At 50.1% G+C, this 17,548-nt stretch carries 15 protein-coding genes; 1 reads left to right on the top strand and 14 read right to left on the bottom strand.

Annotated features, from left to right (window positions below):
• Window positions 1–3 precede the first annotated feature (3 nt).
• The 8 genes from tssG to tssA form a co-directional block, all read right to left on the bottom strand.
• Window positions 4–1,023 (bottom strand): type VI secretion system baseplate subunit TssG, encoded by a 1,020-nt coding sequence (tssG, locus tag ABD028_RS12065; protein ID WP_343845138.1) that lies wholly within the window; start codon window positions 1,021–1,023, stop codon window positions 4–6.
• Window positions 987–2,858, bottom strand: coding sequence for a type VI secretion system baseplate subunit TssF (gene tssF / locus ABD028_RS12060; protein WP_343845136.1), 1,872 nt, complete (start codon window positions 2,856–2,858; stop codon window positions 987–989). The genes tssG and tssF overlap by 37 nt, the downstream gene beginning before the upstream one ends.
• A 1-nt stretch (window position 2,859) precedes the next feature.
• Window positions 2,860–3,390, bottom strand: a complete 531-nt coding sequence (gene tssE, locus ABD028_RS12055) for a type VI secretion system baseplate subunit TssE (protein ID WP_343845134.1) — start codon at window positions 3,388–3,390, stop codon at window positions 2,860–2,862.
• A gap of 28 nt (window positions 3,391–3,418) precedes the next feature.
• Window positions 3,419–4,210, bottom strand: a complete 792-nt coding sequence (locus tag ABD028_RS12050; RefSeq protein WP_343845132.1) for a type VI secretion system accessory protein TagJ — start codon at window positions 4,208–4,210, stop codon at window positions 3,419–3,421.
• Window positions 4,211–4,278: 68 nt separating this feature from the next.
• Window positions 4,279–4,761 carry an Hcp family type VI secretion system effector gene (locus ABD028_RS12045; RefSeq protein WP_102794745.1) on the bottom strand — a complete coding sequence of 161 codons (483 nt, stop codon included), beginning with the start codon at window positions 4,759–4,761 and terminating at the stop codon, window positions 4,279–4,281.
• A 71-nt stretch (window positions 4,762–4,832) separates the two neighbouring features.
• On the bottom strand, window positions 4,833–6,326 hold the full coding sequence (gene tssC, locus ABD028_RS12040; RefSeq protein WP_102794744.1) for a type VI secretion system contractile sheath large subunit: 1,494 nt from the start codon (window positions 6,324–6,326) through the stop codon (window positions 4,833–4,835).
• 32 nt (window positions 6,327–6,358) lie between these two features.
• Complete coding sequence (gene tssB / locus ABD028_RS12035) at window positions 6,359–6,862, bottom strand: type VI secretion system contractile sheath small subunit (RefSeq protein ID WP_102794743.1); 504 nt, start codon at window positions 6,860–6,862, stop codon at window positions 6,359–6,361.
• A 35-nt stretch (window positions 6,863–6,897) separates the two neighbouring features.
• On the bottom strand, window positions 6,898–7,953 hold the full coding sequence (gene tssA / locus ABD028_RS12030) for a type VI secretion system protein TssA (RefSeq protein ID WP_102794742.1): 1,056 nt from the start codon (window positions 7,951–7,953) through the stop codon (window positions 6,898–6,900).
• A 354-nt stretch (window positions 7,954–8,307) separates the two neighbouring features.
• Here tssA and ABD028_RS12025 point away from each other — a divergent pair, with 354 nt between their 5' ends.
• Window positions 8,308–8,592 carry a hypothetical protein gene (locus ABD028_RS12025; RefSeq protein ID WP_102794741.1) on the top strand — a complete coding sequence of 95 codons (285 nt, stop codon included), beginning with the start codon at window positions 8,308–8,310 and terminating at the stop codon, window positions 8,590–8,592.
• Between the two features lie 7 nt (window positions 8,593–8,599).
• Here the strand turns inward: ABD028_RS12025 and tagF are convergent, their stop codons facing one another.
• The 6 genes from tagF to tagH all read right to left on the bottom strand — a co-directional run bounded on the left by tagF (window position 8,600) and on the right by tagH (window position 17,408).
• Complete coding sequence (gene tagF / locus ABD028_RS12020) at window positions 8,600–9,283, bottom strand: type VI secretion system-associated protein TagF (RefSeq protein WP_102794740.1); 684 nt, start codon at window positions 9,281–9,283, stop codon at window positions 8,600–8,602.
• Window positions 9,284–9,292: 9 nt separating this feature from the next.
• Window positions 9,293–12,862, bottom strand: a complete 3,570-nt coding sequence (gene tssM / locus ABD028_RS12015) for a type VI secretion system membrane subunit TssM (protein ID WP_343845129.1) — start codon at window positions 12,860–12,862, stop codon at window positions 9,293–9,295.
• Between the two features lie 16 nt (window positions 12,863–12,878).
• Window positions 12,879–14,075, bottom strand: coding sequence for a type VI secretion system protein TssL, long form (tssL, locus tag ABD028_RS12010; protein WP_343845204.1), 1,197 nt, complete (start codon window positions 14,073–14,075; stop codon window positions 12,879–12,881).
• A gap of 161 nt (window positions 14,076–14,236) precedes the next feature.
• Complete coding sequence (tssK, locus tag ABD028_RS12005; protein ID WP_343845127.1) at window positions 14,237–15,559, bottom strand: type VI secretion system baseplate subunit TssK; 1,323 nt, start codon at window positions 15,557–15,559, stop codon at window positions 14,237–14,239.
• A 28-nt stretch (window positions 15,560–15,587) separates the two neighbouring features.
• Window positions 15,588–16,088 (bottom strand): type VI secretion system lipoprotein TssJ, encoded by a 501-nt coding sequence (gene tssJ, locus ABD028_RS12000; RefSeq protein WP_343845125.1) that lies wholly within the window; start codon window positions 16,086–16,088, stop codon window positions 15,588–15,590.
• Between the two features lie 105 nt (window positions 16,089–16,193).
• A complete protein-coding gene (tagH, locus tag ABD028_RS11995; RefSeq protein ID WP_343845123.1) occupies window positions 16,194–17,408 on the bottom strand; it encodes a type VI secretion system-associated FHA domain protein TagH in 1,215 nt (404 codons plus the stop codon).
• Window positions 17,409–17,548: the final 140 nt, after the last annotated feature.

Genomic DNA, 17,548 nt, shown 5'->3' with positions numbered 1-17,548 from the left:
ATTTTACGCCTGGCCTTCTAAGGTCAGGTCCTGCAAATCCCCTGCGGGCAAGCCTTTAAACATCCAACTTGTCCAGCCCAGTGTTGTGCTCTGCCCCAGGCAGGCCGCTTTGGCCTGCTGGCGCGCCAGAATTAATCTCACATCCCAGTCCAGCTCATGGTTCAGATAATGCCGGACGAGATCCTTCAGCCTTTGCAAACTCTGCCCACCCGGCAGGAATGCTTGATATTGGGTCAGGCTCATCGGGCCGATGATTAAGCGGAACTTGCCCTGACATTGCCAGACTCTGCTGCCAAGATTGCTGGTCAGGCCCAACTGGTTGGCCTGAGGGTTTCCACCAAGACATAGCTGATCTTCACGATCAATGGGTAGCCATTGACCAACGAATTGTTGCAACTGCACCGGCAACTGAAAGTAGAGGGTCAGAATGGCGCATAACCCTTCTGCATTTCTGTTACGCTGCGCGAATCTGGCGGCCAGATGCAGCTTGGCAAAATCAGGAATGCTGTCGCGTCCGCGGCTTTCAGCAAGGCCCAGCCCCATCAGACTGCCGATACGCATCACAAACCGGTCAGTTTTGGGGCGGTCCAGGTTCACCGTGGGCTGTGCATCGGCCCAACTGCGATAGAAGAAGGTCAGAAAGCGGTGATGGAATACATCGGTAAAACGGGCCAGACTGTGATCGGCGTGGTTGCGTTGACGATCCCGTACATACTCGGTTAAATGCAGTGGCAGAGGGCCGTTTGGCCCGTACAAACCAAAGAAGTACACATCCAGTTTGGGTTTTTGCCCGGGTGACAGACTAAATTCGGCTAAAGTGGAAGGAGCGAAGGTCATGGATGGAGTTTGGCCAAATCGTATCACGTCATCCTTTGGCCTGGCGGTACGGCCAAGTTGTTCAGTACCTGGCAGTACCCGCTCAATTCTGCGCACGGCAGAGTAGAAACCAAAACGGAATGGTTCCTCTTGCATCTGCCGGTACAGACTCAGAGGATCTGGCGCTGCCCTGCTCTTATCGGCCATCTGGCGATCTCCCCGCGTTCCTGGGTTTTTACCAGGGTTTGAGTAAATGAATTGATAGAGGTATACAAGGCAAAGAAGCGTTCCAGCACCGCCCCGAGCAAAAAGCAATTTGAACCGGCAAAAGCGCTCTCATCAAAGGTCAAAGTAATTTCCAGTCCTTTGATAAAGGCAATGGGACCTGCCCCCGGATTTCGCCTGGTAACCGCTTTGCAACTGATAGTACTTAGCCCATCAATTTGCTTGCTGATGACCGGGTCCTGCTGATCACCATAAAGCTTGAGGATGCTGCGTAAGGTCGCTGCCCCCTGTGCTTCGTCTGCAAGAGACAAGTAGTTAAGCGACAATTGGTTTATCAGGCGCCATGCCGATTCACCCTGTTCATGAGCCAGTGAAGGCTTCGGCTTGCTTGGGCCTTTTATACAACGTATACAAGCCACCGGTGCACTGACCTCCAGGGTAAAATCTGTTGTGCCTTTCCCAACCGGCATATGAATGGGTAAGTCGCGGTTAGTACACAGAGTATGTACTTCCAGTTGTTTGAAATCCGACTGGAAAGCTTTCTCCCGATTATCCACCAGTGAAACATAGGTTTCGCTGCCTATATAGTTGGAGCGCGGGCCATGCCGACGCTGATGGGTGGATAACAAACGACGCTCCAGGCGCGAGGTATAAAAAGCACTGTGTTGCGGATAATCGGTGAGGTCATAACAAGCGTAAAAGGGTAAAAATTCTTTTTGATCGTCAGTCTGGTCGCCGTAACCCTGTACCTTATTGATTTGAAACACTTCAAAGTCCAGTGGCCTGGTTCTGTCAATCACCAGGTGGTATTCCTCGTCTCTGGTGTTGAGGTGAATGCGATCGGAGCGTTTCGGGAACAGGTTTATAACCGGAGTGCAAAACAGTGCGAAATCCTCGGCGGATAAACGCTGCTCTAACTCGCTGTCTACCCGGTCAAACAGAATTAACAACTGCAACTCGGTGGCGCGGTAAGGGGCCAGTTTCGTGGCCAGATCGCGGAGTTCAGCAAACAGCAGGCGATCGGGGAATGCGAAATACTCCCTCAACATCCGGTAACCGGAAAATCCCCTGGCATCTTCCGGAAACAGACTTTGCTCTGCATCCAGACCTGTTTGATGCAGGTGGCTGACAGGAAACACTTGTTGCCAATTCTGATCGGTTGTGGCCGGGCGCGCTACGATGGCGCAGGCATTGGCAAACAGTTGTTCGTAAAGCCGTACGGCAAGATGATTGTGACCGGCCAGAAACAGGTTGATGCAGTTAAGAAAGCCAACAGGGATGGGTTGTTCGTCGGTACTTTGCAGGGTTAAGCGCAGACCTGCCTTGGCTTTATTTTTTCCTAATGGCACATCTTTCACCAGCGCCATGTTGGTAAAATAGCTGGCTTCGCTGATGGCCACCGGCCACAGGGTGACGTCATGGCAACTTCTGTATTCGCAGGCGCTCTGATCCCCTTCGCGCCGGTTAGCCTTAAATGCAGTATTGCGCGGAATTAAGCAGCCTTGTTCCAGGCTGGCTTGTGCTTCGGGGGTAATCTGCGCAATCGCAATGGAGGGGATGGGAGCCAGGTACTGGGGGTAAACAATATTCAGCAGATTCTGGGTAAACTTAGGGTACTCTGCATCAAGGCGCATATGCAGCCGGGCGGCCAGGAAGGCAAATCCCTCATACAGCCTTTCAACATAGGGATCGGCGGTTTCCACCCCATCGATACCCAATCGCCCGGCGATGCGCGGAAACTCGCGGGCATACTCTGCGCCCATTTCACGGACAAACTGCAATTCTCTTTCATAATGCCTGAGAAACAATGGATCCATATCAGCCTACTTTTCGTTGTTGCAAAGAGACAGAACCCGTATCCAGATCCAATTCAGACTGTACGCTTAAATGTTCTGGTACCGGTTGCCCCCAGATATCACATTCGATTTCAAACCGCAGAGCATTGCGGGACATTTGATCAGTTTTTTTTACCTTTATTTTTAATGTGTTAGGTAAAATTCTTGGCTCATAGCACAAGATAATGCGCTGCAGTTTCTTCTCCAGGCTGGCGGCATCTAACTGTGAGATGATGCTGCCTGTCAGCTCGGGTACACCAAAGTTAACCACAGATTTGGACACATTCGGGAAATCTGTCAGGTCCATCACTGCATCCAGATTAACCGTATTAAGTAACCAGGCCAGATCGCGTATCACCACTTCTCTGAGTTTGCGCGCATTAATGTAGAATTTTTCTATCTGATCTGTGGACTTGGCAGATTGTCCATCAGGGGTTTGTTGCAACAACACGTCATCGGTCAGCCGATCCAGCAGCGAAGGCTGCAATTTGTGTTGTTGGTAGAGTTCCGCCATCTTCCTTGCTCCTGTCTACCAGTACTGTTTAATCGTTATTGAACTGAATGTGACGGATACTAAGGAGGGGATAGTCATCTACATCAGTAGTCAACATTCGCTGACCTGCACCGTGGTATTCACCGGCGCAAGGCAACCAATCAGTTTTGCGCGCCAACTGAATTTGCGCGTCTTCACTGTTGTGCGAACCAGAATAGCGGCTGGGTAACAGTGCGACTTCCTGGCCGCCATTTGTCCAGGTCAGATGGGCGGGTTGCCAGACCATATCGCGAAGATCTTCAGGGGCTTGAAGGTCTATGGCCTGAATTCTGCAAAATGGGATCCAGTAATAAGTCCCTTTCACCACGGCTTCCAGAAATGGCCCGATGCGGCTGTCGGCATCGGCAATCCATTGAAAATCCTGATTGTCAATTTGCCCCGGTGAGACAGGCGCTTGCTCAAATGCCTGTTGTCTGAGGCTTTGTGCCTGTTCATATTGCTGTTGTGCTGACGCTGCTAATGCCTGAATACAGAGTGCCATCCAGTTTTCCGGTTGACCAAATAACATCGGAGAGCGCCGTCCCGCGAATACCTCTTCGCGCATGGCTTCGGCAAACAATGCGGGTTTGTAGGTGTGATACATGGCAAGCGCACTGTCATCCAGGTTTTTAATCACTTCCAATTGTGATAGCGCCCGGTTCCACTGGCCACTGAGCGCCAGAAGTTGGAACAAGAAAACACGTAACTCCAGTTTAGCTGGTTGGCTTTTTATGGCCGCTTGCAGTTCTTTCAGGGCCGCAGGCAGGTCTCCTTGCTTGAGGCATTGTTCGGCATTAGACATAAAGACAAATCCGCCAGGGGTAAACAAGCCAAAACCCGGCCAGAGACCGGGCTTTGGTGCGACTACAATCAGGCCGTGGTGTTTTCTTCAATATTCCAGCCAAACTCTGGACCAGCCTGACCGGTACCATCTTTAGCCTGCTCTTGATATTCCACCTTAACCTTGGCGAAGTTCAGGCTGACATTTTCAGTCAGTCTGTCCTCTCCACCGCTGCCACCGGTGCTGACAGAGGTAACCAACACATCCGTCATTGTAATCTTGATATACTCCAACGGATTTTCCCCGGCTTTTCTCACCACTAGTGTGGCCTTGGGAATATGCTTACCATTGGCACAGTAAAGCATCAGGTTGGCTGAGGCTTTATCAAACCAATGGGTAAATGACATGTCCTGCACATTGACCTTGCCGGCACCACCGCCGCCACCAACGTGCATACTTCCTGACTGTGACATTCCCCAGCTCCATGCAAGTACGTCTATTTCCTTACTATGGGCCTTATCCTTAGACTCTCCATCGATACCTTCAATCTTGATGAACATATCAACTGCCATGACGACTCTCCTCTTGTTTCATTTCCATTCTGAGCAGTATTGCTCGTTACTTACGTCACATTTACGCGATATCAAGCACTCTTCGCAGACGGCAGGCGTGATACCAACCTTAGTGAGACCGTTAACCCTTCCAACTGGTAGTGAGGTCTCAAGAAAAACTTAGAAGTGTAATAACCCGGATTACCTTCCACTTCCTCTACTACCACTTCTGCGGCAGCAAGGGGTTTTCTGGCTTTGGTTTCTTCGGTGGAATTGGCTGGATCTCCATCCACATAATTCATAATCCATTTCTGCAGCCATTTCTGCATGGCCTCTCTTTCCTTGAATGAGCCGATCTTGTCTCTGACGATACATTTAAGATAGTGGGCAAATCTGCAACTGGCAAAAAGATAGGGCAAACGCGCCGCTAAGTTTGCGTTGGCAGTGGCATCGGGATCGTCATATTCAAAGGGCTTCTGCAAAGATTGCGCGCCGATAAATGCGGCAAAGTCGGAGTTTTTCTTATGCACTAGTGGCATAAAGCCATTTTTGGCCAGCTCAGCTTCACGGCGGTCACTGATGGCGATTTCGGTGGGACATTTCATGTCCACACCACCGTCATCCGTGGGGAAGGTATGGGTAGGCAGGCCCTCTACTGCGCCGCCGGATTCTATTCCGCGAATCCGTGAGCACCAGCCGAACATCTTAAATGAGCGATTAATATTAACGCCCATGGCATAAGCGGAGTTAGCCCAAGTGTACTTATAGTGATCGGCCCCTTCGGTGTCTTCCTCAAAATCAAATTCCTCGACCGGATCGGTCTTTGAACCATAAGGTAATCTGGCCAGAACTCTAGGCATGGTCAAACCCAAGAAGCGTGAGTCATCTGATTCCCGCAATGACCGCCAGGCAGCATATTCCGGCGTCTGGAAAATTTTGGTTAAATCCCTTGGATTGCTGAGTTCCTGCCAGGAATCCATTTGCAGTAAATACGGGTCCGCTGCGGAAATAAATGGCGCATGGCAGGCCGCCGAGACTTGTGCCATTTCCCCCAGTAGTTCTACATCTTGTGGGCTATGACTGAAGTAGTAGTCGCCGATAATGCAGCCATAGGGTTCACCACCAAACTGACCATACTCCTCTTCATAGATTTTCTTGAAGATGGGGCTTTGGTCCCAAGCCGTGCCTTTGAATTTTTTCAGGGTTTTACCCAAGTCATTCTTGCTGATATTCATTACCCGAATTTTCAGCATTTCATCGGTTTCGGTGTTGTTCACTAAATGGTGCAATCCGCGCCAGGTACCTTCCAACTTCTGAAAGTCTTCATGGTGGAGAATCAGGTTAACCTGATCTGACAATTTTTGATCGATTTCAGCAATCAGAGCCTGAATCGTGCCTATAACATCCGAAGAGATAACCGCGGTGTCTTTTAACAGCTGTTCAGCCAGCGTTTGCACTGCTGTTTCTACGGCTTCTTTTGAACGTTCTGACTTAGGTTTAAATTCTTTTTGCAACAGCGACTGGAAATCATTGGCTTCAATTTTTTCCGCAACTTCTTGCTGAGCTTCGTTCTTTAATTCAGTCATGATGACAAATACTCCATGTTCCGTTTTGCCCGTTATTCACTGGCCGGTTTTTTCTCTGCCAGCAAAGACTGCAGCAGTGCCGAATCATTCATAATTTTGCCGATCAGTTCCTCGGCGCCGGTTTTGCCGTCCATGTAGGTAATCAGATTTGACAGTTGGGTTCTTGCTTCCAACAGTTCTTTCAAGCCGTCCACCTTGCGAGCCACTGCTGCAGGTGAAAAATCGTCCATGCTGTCAAAGCTGATATCGATGCTCAGATTGCCTTCTCCGGTAAGAGTATTGGGCACCTGGAAGGCCACTCTGGGCTTAATGGCCTTGAGTCGGTCATCAAAATTATCTACGTCTATTTCCAGTGCTTTACGGTCTGCTACAGGCGGCAAAGGCTCGTTGGGCTTGCCCGACAGATCAGCCATTACCCCCATCACAAAGGGCAACTGAATTTTCTTTTCTGCGCCGTATAGTTCGACGTCGTATTCAATTTGAACTCTTGGCGCACGGTTTCTTGCAATAAACTTCTGGCTGCTTGCCTTGGCCATTTCTTGTACTCCTTACGGTAAAGGTTTAAACATAGTCAGGAATCATCATCTAGGCCAGATTTGTCCAGACCGCCAGCATTCCTCGCCTGCTGCAGTCCGTCTGGCGCCATATCGCGAAGGATCTCTAGGAAATCTAGGGTGGCTAGTCGTTTAGCCCGTTGCAGCAGTAAAGGCACAGGGCTGGAAGGTTCATGGCGGCGAAAATATTCAATAATTCTGTCCATCTGCCTGGTGGCATCTTCCCTGCTGTTAATCTCGCCGCTGTTGTTTGGTTGCTGCACTTGCTGGATCTCCCCGGCCGTTTCCCCATTTTCTCCTGCAACTGGGGTATCAGTGTCCTGCCCCCTTCTGGCCAGATATTCATTGACAACGACTTGAGCATCATTGAGAGGAGCTAGCAATGCACTGAGATCAGGCGCCTGACTGGCGCCTAAGGTGGTGGTGAGAAAATTGTCTATGGCTTTCACAGAATCGATGCTGCTGCTTAAATCCTCTGCTGTCTGCTTTAAGTCATCAATGGGGCAATCCATAAAAGCGGCTGACACACCGGCAAGGTCCGGTGTTTCCCCTTGTTGACCGTCATCGCTTATGATGCCTTTGGCAATTTGCACCTGACGCAGTCCGATGGGACCAAACAAACGAGACACAGTAAGAGGGGCACGATACAGCGTCGATAAGGTCGCCTCTCTGTCGCATAAGGTCAGCAAGGTATTGATACGCAGTACCGGATCATTGTCGTCATCGGGGTCGAGTTGAGGATGCAGTGTAGGCCAGAATTGTTGTAGCAGGCCATCTGTAAGCGCCAGCCCTTGTCTGAAGCCAGCCAGTCCTTCGAGGTTTAATAAAGCGCGACAAAGAAATATAGCCAGGCGCAAATCCCGGCTGGTATCCAGCAGAGTCAAAGCACTCTTACGGACTGCCCGCCAGTCAGGCGGCTCCGCATCTACTTTGGCATCGCCAAGAATCTGTTCAGGTTTACCACGGGCGAGGCGTTCTAATTCGGTGAATGATTGCTCATACTCCAAATTGTCTCCGGACGGCGCTTCATCCGATATGGCAGTCAGATACTGATTTATGTTCAAGTCTGTCATATAGGTACTGGTTAAAATTCCATCTTAACTGTTGGACAGACATCAAGGCATGGGCCACAATCCCAACAATTTAACAGTGGTAAATCTGTTAAATAACAATAACCAAGTGAATCCATCCAGATTGGTCAACTGTTGAAATATTGGTCTAATAATTGGCTTTCGGCAAGGAAATGCGAGAATTTTGTTCAAATTTCCATTTTTTAGACCTTTATAACCTCGATCTATGTCGCTGGATAACGGTCAACAACCGGATGGAAAAGGCACTCAAATGCGGATTGCGAGCGTCAGGCTTTCTATATTTTCTGCTATTGGGTTAGAGTAGTTAAAACGGATAACGATTTTATGGGAGGTAATATGGGACAACCTTCAATAGTTGAGGTTGATTACCATGTGTTGGTCGGCAAGCTTAAACGGGCTGCTGATACCGGGTGCCTGATAGAAAGAACGGACAAGGAAAGATGGAAGGCCTATATTGAAGAAAATCAGATCCGGGAGACGTCCCTGGTGGCGTTCGGAAAGGTTAAATTCAGTCGTGGGGCCCCCACTCCGGTCGCTATTGTGATGTCTTCAGACTGGGATGGCTGTTATGTCTATTCAGATAAAGACGAAGCGGCACTGAAGTATGTGCCGGCAACCTGAGCGTTGCTCACCAACGTCCGCTGATAAACGCACTGAATGACGCAGGTGGAGGCAGGGCTGGGTAAATTAGCAAGGCCGGCTCGATGTCCTGCGACCCCAGGGTCCACCATAAACTAATACTTGCATAATCTCTGTTTAGCCTGGTTTGTAGCTCCGCAGCCAGGCACTGGGCTACCATCTCGCTGCCATCTGGACTGTCTTGATGCCATCCCATTCGACCTTCCACTGAACTGACTGCCTTGGGTTGCTTTATGGGGGGCGGTGCCGCGAGACGGGTCATGCGCTGCTCAAAATCAGACATTGAAAACGTATCAGACAGTGCATACAGCGCCAAATCTTCCAGTTGTTCAAACCATTGGTCGGCTTGCAGCGCCAGGTTTGTTAAATCGCAATTGGGGGCGATAGGTTGCGCCAGGGTCAGCGGGAAGTGTCTGCCAACACTATCTACACTTGGCATGAGTATGCCCGCCAATCCCTGGGAGCCGAGCAGGCCCGGAGACAGTGCAAATCGCCAGATAGGGCTGACCAGGTAATGGTTTAACCATTCGCTGCCAAGCTCTGCCCGGCTATGGGCCATGGCTGACTGCAACCAATTATCCCAATTCAGCATCATGTCATTTGGCAATGCTCTTCTGACAAAATCCCCTTTGCCAGGTAGCTTTCCATAGAATCCCAGTTGATCGAGCAACATCGATTTTCCTTATAAGCTATCCAGACATCCCAGGCTGCGCAATGCCTGTTTATTGAACGGATTGATAACACTTCCAGCCTTAATTTCGTAACTGGCCTCCAGACCTTCTGCGTTGAATGTCACTCTGAATCTGTCGCGCGTGGATGTCGCCTGGCTGTTGCCTTTATCGATCAGCCTGAACCAAGCCCAGGGGCCATCAGTAGCAATTCCTGTGCTATTACCTGACAGAGTACGTATGGAGAATCTGGCGCGTTCCAGTCCACCTGTGGGTGGCCAGATCATTTGCGTCAGACGAGTGGGACCATGCTGATACACCAAGCGTTGATCGCCGAGTTCAATCAGACTTTGACTGGCAGACGCATCGAGTTGTAACGGGATAATCTGGAAGTTGAAATAAGGTTGATTGGCACCGCCCATGAAGAAGGTCTGACGAATATCTGCAGCTTGCTCAAAATAGTCTACGACATTCTCGCCCACTTCCAGCTTGGCACCGGCGTTCTCAATCAAACGCCATGGCTTGACGCTGGTGTCGATGAAACCTGCCAGGTAAGTTTTAAAGAAGTCATCCAACAAACCGGCAGGGCCAAAATAACGGCTGAAGTCACTTATATTGATGTCATCCGGACTATTTGGGGCGATGGGGTAACGACTGTCAATGGCTTGTCGGCAGAAACTTGCTACAGATGACTGCCAAACTTTGTTAAAACGTTGTCTGGCATCCCGGACAAACACCATGTTGCTTTCCCTGACCAGGCTGTAAAGCCATTGTCGCAGAGGTTCTGGCTGACGATTGGCCTCCAGTTGGATACGTCTTAGCACCCCTTGCAAAGCAGAGCTGGCGTCATTCGTACTTAGCCCCATTGCCGCTGAATTAATAGTGGCTTCCACCGTGCTCAGGGCGATGAACAATTCGTTCAAGTTAGACAGTGTGGCTTTAATCGGTGCTTGTACTTCGTCCCTTTCCTTAAGAATTTCATGTAAACGGGCAAACTGCCTGTCTACTAATGCCGCCGGATCGGTATTTTGATTCAGACTGTCTGCTTCTGTGGCTTTGGACAACAACGCAGAAACCCTGCTGCTAATGCCGCTAAGGCGATCTGTCTTCCCTGCTGCATCGATAAGATCGGCACTCGAAGACACCAGGGTAGTTTGTTTACCCACATGGGCAAGTAAACTGCGGATAGGCGACATTTCTGCCGACAGATCTTTAACCTTTTGTGCGCCATCGGCAAAGGAGTTAAACCTGGCAATGTCCAGGTCAGCAAGATAGTCTTGCCACACTCTGACATACTCAGAGAAATATAATTTGCTGACATCCTGAAACAGCGCATCCACTTCCTTATCTGACAAGTTGTCGCGGCTGTCTTCCCTTAACACCCAGGTTTCTTTGGCTGCCTGGCTGGTGAGTTGTGGCCCCTGCTTCAGCAGTACATCCTTGTAGCCCTTCAGGGTAAAGAAGCCGGGCAGCCCTTTATTCATTGGTGCATCGCTACGAAAACGGAAATAGTGAGCAGCGTCAGCGCCTATACTGTCAATCATACGCCAGTCGCTCAGCTTGCTGGCCTGAGGACCTCGTTTGATTTGTCCATACACTCTCTCTGCCAGGCTTTGTTTGGCCAGGGTTTGACGCACCTGTTCCACCAACAGCCCCTGTAGCCGGACTTGAGGCAGGTCACTATCTACCAGCGCCTGCAGGTGAGCAACCAATTGTTCGCGCGGTTCACTGTTATTGACACCTGGATATTGATTGGCCCAGTCTGTGGTAATCCAGACGCCAACTTCCTCCCTGTCATAGCGCCCAGGGTTACCTATCATCAGATAGACTTTTAACGCGGCATATAACAGATCACTCTGCTCTGCCCGATTGTTCTCGCTGAGTTGTTGTTCCAGCCGGGTCACCACCCTGGGCAGCAACACGTTGTTCAACGCCCGTCGATAGGCGTCTATGGCGATAGGACCCAGTTTATCTCCCTGATACAAGCCTAATCCCATGGACAATGGTGGGCTGATGTCCTTGTCGGCATAGCCCCCAGGTATGGTTCTAAGTAGATTCAAATACGGCAGAATAACGTTAATATCACCCTGGCTGTCCACCAGATTACCTGCCACCTGTTGGTATTGGCCCAGTTGTTCTTCCACTTCATGGATATAATCCAGATTATGTTGGTAACTCCAGAACCAACCAACAATAACCAGCAGTGTTGCTGCCAGTGCGCCGAAGTAACCAGCGCGCTCCAGTTGCCCTCTGTGTTTAGACCAGAACCCGGTATGTACTACCAGTCCGGCCTCTTTAAAAATCACGTCCTGCATCAGGCGGGTCAGAAAATAACTTCGCCCGGGGCCACTGTAGGCAGGTGTTGCCTGACGACTTAAGCCAAAAGCACGGGAAACGGCACCGATCAATCGATCAATAGGCGTTCCTTCCTGGGTTCCACTGGAAAAATAGACGCCCCGCAACATGGGTTTATCGTCATACACATTCGGCGCAAAAATCTCGGCAATAAAGTCGCGAAGAGAAAGTTTGAGTGACGCCATTTGTTCAGGAAAGCCATGTAAGGCAGCCCGCCGGTGCAGGTCCTGCTCTGCATCCAATCGCTCGATTAAGCCAGCTTCTAATCTGGATATAAGCTTTTCGTACTCTTTACTGAAAGTGGTTACAAACTCACCTGGGTTTTCCGAGACACTAAGAGGAAAGGTCATGCCCCAGACCTGTTCCCTGTGGGTTTTGTCTAAATTATCAAAGTAAGCAGTAAAGCCTTCCAACAGGTCGGTTTTGGTAAAAATCACATAAACCGGTACTTGTACCTTAAGACTGTCACTAAGCTCTTTAAGTCTGCGTCTCACTGCCATGGCATGCAATTGCCGGGTTTCGGCACTCTGAGCGATTAAATCCATCAGACTAAACGCCACAATCACACCGTCTAATGGCCGCCGCCGCCGATACTTTTTCAGCAGGCCGAGAAATCCTGTCCAGGCTTCCTTGTCCACTGACTGATCACTGTCCTGTGTTGTATAGCGCCCCGCTGTATCCAACAGCACGGCTTCATTGGTGAACCACCAGTCACAGTTTCGGGTCCCCCCTATTCCCTTCAGCGGTTCTGAACCAAAACCTTCTTGCAAGGGGAAGCGCAAACCGGAGTTCTTAAGTGCAGTGGTTTTACCGGCGCCAGGGGGGCCGATAATGACATACCACGGGAGTTGGTAAAGATATCGTCTGCCGCTGTTTCCTCCCAATCGCGATTTTTTCAGGGTCTGCATCGCTTCTTGAAACCTGTCTTTCAGCAATGCCACTTCACTGTTGTCAACGCTGTCCTGGCGAGTCGACGATGACATTCCCTGAATTATCTGTTGGTTGGCCTTCTTCTGTCTGACGACCTTGAGTAACTGAATGACTGCCCATACCAGCACGACCAGCGCAATAAACAGCCCTCTGGTACCGTCGTCAGCCAAAGGCATCCAGTCACCAAAGGCCAGAATCTGGCCTACATACCAGATTACCAGACATAAAATGACTAACCCCAACACAGACAATACCCATCTGTTGGTTAGCCAGGAAAACATCTTTTTCAGCCATCCCATTTTAGTCCCTGCCCTGTCAGTAGGTGCGAATCAGAATTTCGACACGACGATTTTGTTCACGCCCTTGTGCTGTATTGTTGTCTGCCACAGGCTCGGTGTCGGCCTTACCCTGAGCAACCAAGCGCTCCTTGTGCATGCCGCTTCTTACCAGCACTGCCACCACGGCTCTGGCTCTGTCGTCGGACAGGTGCCAGTTTGAAGGGTAACGTAAGGTGCGGATTTGCTGACTGTCTGAATGCCCGGACACCAGAATGGGGCCAGGTAATTCTTTCAACGTATCAGCCAATTGGCTAAATATGCGTTGATAGGCGGGGGAAACCTCTGCATTACCTGACGCAAATAATCCCTTATTGTGTACCGTAATCTTGATGCCACCCGGTTCCCGGCTCAGGCTGATCTGGCGGGCGGCGATTTCGTTGCTTAACCGGTTTTGCAGGGTCTGCATTAAGGTCGTGGGGTCAATACCTGGTGTTTCAGGTTCGACCAAAGTATTGCTGTCAGGAATATCCCGGGTCATTTGTGGGATTTCTCTGCCCAGTTGGCCTATTTGGGTAAATGTCTGGTCTGATGCTTCGTTTAATGAGAAGTAAAATCCGATGTAACAGGCGACCAAAACACCGGATAACACCGCGCCCACAACCCACCATGGGATCCATCTGGCAATAGCCGGTCGACCGTCCTGCACGCCTTGCCAGTTGTCTGACAGGTCTGGTTCCGGTGCGGGTTTGATTTGCCGGAGTGTATGGTAAAGACCTGCACGAATTTGCCGAATTGCAGCCTGACCGTTTTCCTGTATGGCAAATTTGCCCTGGAATCCCAGGCTCAGGCAGTGATACATCAACTCTAGTAATGCAATATTGGGAGCGGGATTTTCAGAACGGTTGGCCAGAATCTGGAAGAAACGTTCGCCACCGCGGGTGTCGTTATGCAGGGAGCTAAGCAGACTGCTCTGACTCCATTGGCTGGCATGCCCCCAGGGAGTATTAAGCACAATTTCATCCAGAAAAGCGCAGAGAATATAACGGGCTTCATAGGCAGTATCAGGTGCGACGCCCTGGCCTATGCAAGTCCTTTCATAACTGCGCATTAAGCCGGTTACATGTGTGAGTAGGCCGGGAATGTCACTATGCTGCATCGTATTACGCAGTTGTCTGGCCAGCGAAAAAATCATGGTGGCCGCGTTTATCAGCGTATGTGTTCCTGCGGAGCCCATCATTTGTACTGAGGGTTCGTCTCGGTCAGTTAATGGCGGTGGGGCCGGTGCCTGCTGCCGTGTCGCGGGGGGCGGGGAGGAATCCGGCTGCTCGTTGTTTGCTCTGCGCCTTCCGGGCGATGGCATGATTAACGTGCGGTCAAGGTCGTCATTTACCATGATTATTGCCTGATTGCCCAGAAGCCTATTTCCAGGCCTGGATATTGCCCTGCCACATGCAAAGCCAGGTTACCTGAGGCTTCAATATCCTGCCAGGCGCTGGTGGACTTATCCAGTTGGAAGTAGGTTGTTCCGGCGTTAAATGGGATCTGCCTGGGCGCCGCAGGCAGCGGACTGATAGCCACGCCTGGCAGAGATTTGTTGATTAATTGAGCGATTTTATCTACTGCGCCAATTTTCATCTGGCCAGGCAGGCCTTGTCTGAGCTTGTCATCTGCTACGTCGGCGCGAACCGCAAAGATAAACATCGCCTTGCGCAACATCTCGCGGTTCCCAATAGATGCGGTTCTAATGCCATATTGGTTGGCGGTACTGAGTTCGATTTGTGTCGCAGCCTGCTCCAATACGGTGCTCATAGCCTGGCGCAGGCTGTTCATCAGCGGCACAAAAGTTTCGCGCAACGCTTCATGACGGTAGGGAGCCAGACCTTCCGGTCTTCTGCTGCGGTTTGTGAACGTTGCCAGCTCCCCTGCCGTTTGCAGTAATTGTTGATAAAGTTGCAGGGGGTGTAAGCAGGGTTGATTCAACAAATGATGAATCAGGGGTTCTATACGATTGATGGCCTGCAACAACAAAAAATCTGCTATTTCCGTGCTGCTTCGGCCTGCTCCAGACACTCTTGATGCCAAGCTCTCGGCGCGCTGATGCAACATCGATTCGAGCTCCACCACAAACCCGTGCAAGTTTGGTTGGCAACTGACGTCCAAGCAAGGTGGGATAAAATCTGTATCCAGAATGACATTGCGATCTGCACCGACTTCCAGGACCCGGGCGACGGCCAGGGTTTGAAATGCGTCCATTTGCTTGTTAGTGACCGCCAGATCAAAACGTGGCTGAGCCAATTCTATTTCAGCGTCATTGGCCTGCGATTCTGCGGTATTGCGCACTAAATGCACATATGACAGAAACCTTACATGGCGTTCCTCTTCACTGGTACTGAATTCCTGCCCGGACGCCGTGGTAACCGGGAGGCTGAGATAGACTGTGAGATCACGGCTACCTTCAGGTAAGTCCATGACGGGGGCCTGCCCATCTAAATCAAAGCACAACCCATCGGGTAGGATGCCCCGGCATTGCTTAAATGACAACTTGCCAACTTTTAGTAACTCCTGATCCAGCTTGAGCGCCTGAAATCCCCAAAGATATCCCTGAAGAACCTGGGTACTGGCACGAAGCTGTTCGAGGAAATACCTGTCTTGTTGCTGAAAATGCTGAGGCCTGAGAAACATGCCCTCAGACCAGACTATTCTGTTATTGGATGCCATTCCTTCACCACATGGTTAGCGCACTGGACTACTCAATGTTTAACTGCAACATGTTGCTACCTAACGCTATCTGTATGCTCGAATTAGAGTCAGGCGGCAGCTCTACCACGCGTTTCCATGTGGCGGTGCCAATATCTCTATAAGCAGCAATCAATCCGAGATAACGCGTCTCTTCAGAAAAAATCACCGTTTTTTGCACTTGCTGGCCGGGTTTTAGTTCTAAATCATCATGACGTATATAGTCATTGCCTAACTCACCGGCTGCCTTGTCGTACAAAGAAAAAAAATCAGCACTATTAAAAGCGCTGGGGGAACGAAGTTCGTAATACCGAACCAAAACTGGTGATGGGCGGCCGTTAATATCAGGATTAACGTCTGGCGCTGCGACGAAGGTGATATCTGCCTTGGTGACTACTGAGAAAACATCTTTAACCATAGTACTCGAACCACAGCCTGCCAGTAAAAACAGCAACGCTGGCACTACAGTGCGAATGAGTACAGCGAAACACTTATCTCCAACACCTGACATTCTCTCCCTCCTGGTATCTTGTTAAAGCTGCTATTTGATTGTTTTATAAACGTAATGTCATTACTTATAGTTTAAATTCCACGAATGTGCGGGATATTTTCAAGCTCATTGCCGTTGTTTCTTTATCTGTTGTTCATAGGCTTTGGCAAAGTCCCGGCCGAACAGATTTTGTACGTCATCTTCGCCATCCCGGCACAAGGTTTTGTATAACAATACATAGTTGTCCCAATAAGCAGATTTGCGGCTTCCTAATAGTTTCGACACGCCAGAGGATTGCTTGTCAGATTGTTCAATACGCTGTGGGTTGAATGTGTTAAGCAGTGATTGCAGCGCATTCTGCATGCCCGCCAGCATGGCCATCTGGTGAGTCTTCAGGTCTTCGAATGCTTCATCAAACGCGGGTTCTGCCGCCATGTAGCCACTGCCCCTTTTACTGATAAGCGACTGCATTGCTTCTTCAACATTCAGTGAAAACTTCAACGGATTATTTTCTGTAGGTTTTATCATGGTCTGGGCCAGACGAAATTCACCTTTTATGTCTCCCCTGGCGGCTAGCACACCAATCATGCCTTTTGTCATACAGCGAAACAGACTGCCCAATTCGGTCATAAATTGTTGTGGATCCGTGCTCAGCCCGTCAGTTGCAGGCAGGCCTGCGCCGGACAAGAAGGCTTTAATCAAGTCGTCTGTGGGCGCGGCGGCGTTACTGGTAGCCTGCTCGGGTGGGGGCGGCGGTGTGGTGACTTTCTGCGGAGGCTCTGGCGTATCCTGCATGCTCCAGTCTTCGGGAATGCTTATACCAACAGAAGGCGCATCATAGTGGCTTTGTGCCAACTCTGGCATCTCAACGGCTGTCTCTTCATTGTCCGGCATTGATTGTATCTGCGGTTGTAGCAACTGGTGCCAATCCGCTTCTTCATTAACGTCCTGGATGTTTTGCTGGTAAGTTGCGCTATGGTTGTCGGGCATCGAAAAGGCACTTTGGTCTGGTTGTGCGCCTGCTTCAATACCGACACGAATTTCGTAATCACTGATTTTGAAGTGATCGCCATCCTTCAGCTTTACACTGTTTCCCTTGCCTATGGCCTGCAATGACTGATTGAGAAAGACACCGTTAGTGCTTAAATCAAACAGCAGATAGCCATCTGGGCTCTTTTCCACACGGCAGTGCTGCTTCGACAAAATGCGATCTGGGTCGGTCAGGCACCAATCATTACTTCTGTCTCTGCCTATATTAATGCCCCCCGAATCCAGGGATATAGCAGCGGGCTGGGCCGTGCTTTCCTTTTGATAACTGATAATTTCCAGCTTCAACGACAAAATAGGTTCCCCTTACAGAATTCCGTCTTCCATGTGGTATAAACACAGCTTACATTTTGTACCATACCTGTTGCAGCGTTTTTTTTATACAGCGCGTAAATTCCGCACGGAATAAAACTTGGCAGCACCGGATGCGCAGG

Source organism: Bowmanella denitrificans, assembly GCF_039522935.1.
In the GTDB taxonomy this organism is placed as follows: domain Bacteria; phylum Pseudomonadota; class Gammaproteobacteria; order Enterobacterales; family Alteromonadaceae; genus Bowmanella; species Bowmanella denitrificans.
The sequence above is the reverse complement of the archived record's forward strand: the minus strand, read 5'-3'. Positions and strand labels throughout refer to the sequence as shown.

Bases quoted from the DNA above. Each gene is read 5' to 3' on its own strand.
- tssG (WP_343845138.1), bottom strand. From the start codon at position 1,023: ATGGCCGATAAGAGCAGGGCAGCGCCAGATCCTCTGAGTCTGTACCGG.
- tssF (WP_343845136.1), bottom strand. From the start codon at position 2,858: ATGGATCCATTGTTTCTCAGGCATTATGAAAGAGAATTGCAGTTTGTC.
- tssE (WP_343845134.1), bottom strand. From the start codon at position 3,390: ATGGCGGAACTCTACCAACAACACAAATTGCAGCCTTCGCTGCTGGAT.
- ABD028_RS12050 (WP_343845132.1), bottom strand. From the start codon at position 4,210: ATGTCTAATGCCGAACAATGCCTCAAGCAAGGAGACCTGCCTGCGGCC.
- ABD028_RS12045 (WP_102794745.1), bottom strand. From the start codon at position 4,761: ATGGCAGTTGATATGTTCATCAAGATTGAAGGTATCGATGGAGAGTCT.
- tssC (WP_102794744.1), bottom strand. From the start codon at position 6,326: ATGACTGAATTAAAGAACGAAGCTCAGCAAGAAGTTGCGGAAAAAATT.
- tssB (WP_102794743.1), bottom strand. From the start codon at position 6,862: ATGGCCAAGGCAAGCAGCCAGAAGTTTATTGCAAGAAACCGTGCGCCA.
- tssA (WP_102794742.1), bottom strand. From the start codon at position 7,953: ATGACAGACTTGAACATAAATCAGTATCTGACTGCCATATCGGATGAA.
- ABD028_RS12025 (WP_102794741.1), top strand. From the start codon at position 8,308: ATGGGACAACCTTCAATAGTTGAGGTTGATTACCATGTGTTGGTCGGC.
- tagF (WP_102794740.1), bottom strand. From the start codon at position 9,283: ATGTTGCTCGATCAACTGGGATTCTATGGAAAGCTACCTGGCAAAGGG.
- tssM (WP_343845129.1), bottom strand. From the start codon at position 12,862: ATGGGATGGCTGAAAAAGATGTTTTCCTGGCTAACCAACAGATGGGTA.
- tssL (WP_343845204.1), bottom strand. From the start codon at position 14,075: ATGGGCTCCGCAGGAACACATACGCTGATAAACGCGGCCACCATGATT.
- tssK (WP_343845127.1), bottom strand. From the start codon at position 15,559: ATGGCATCCAATAACAGAATAGTCTGGTCTGAGGGCATGTTTCTCAGG.
- tssJ (WP_343845125.1), bottom strand. From the start codon at position 16,088: ATGTCAGGTGTTGGAGATAAGTGTTTCGCTGTACTCATTCGCACTGTA.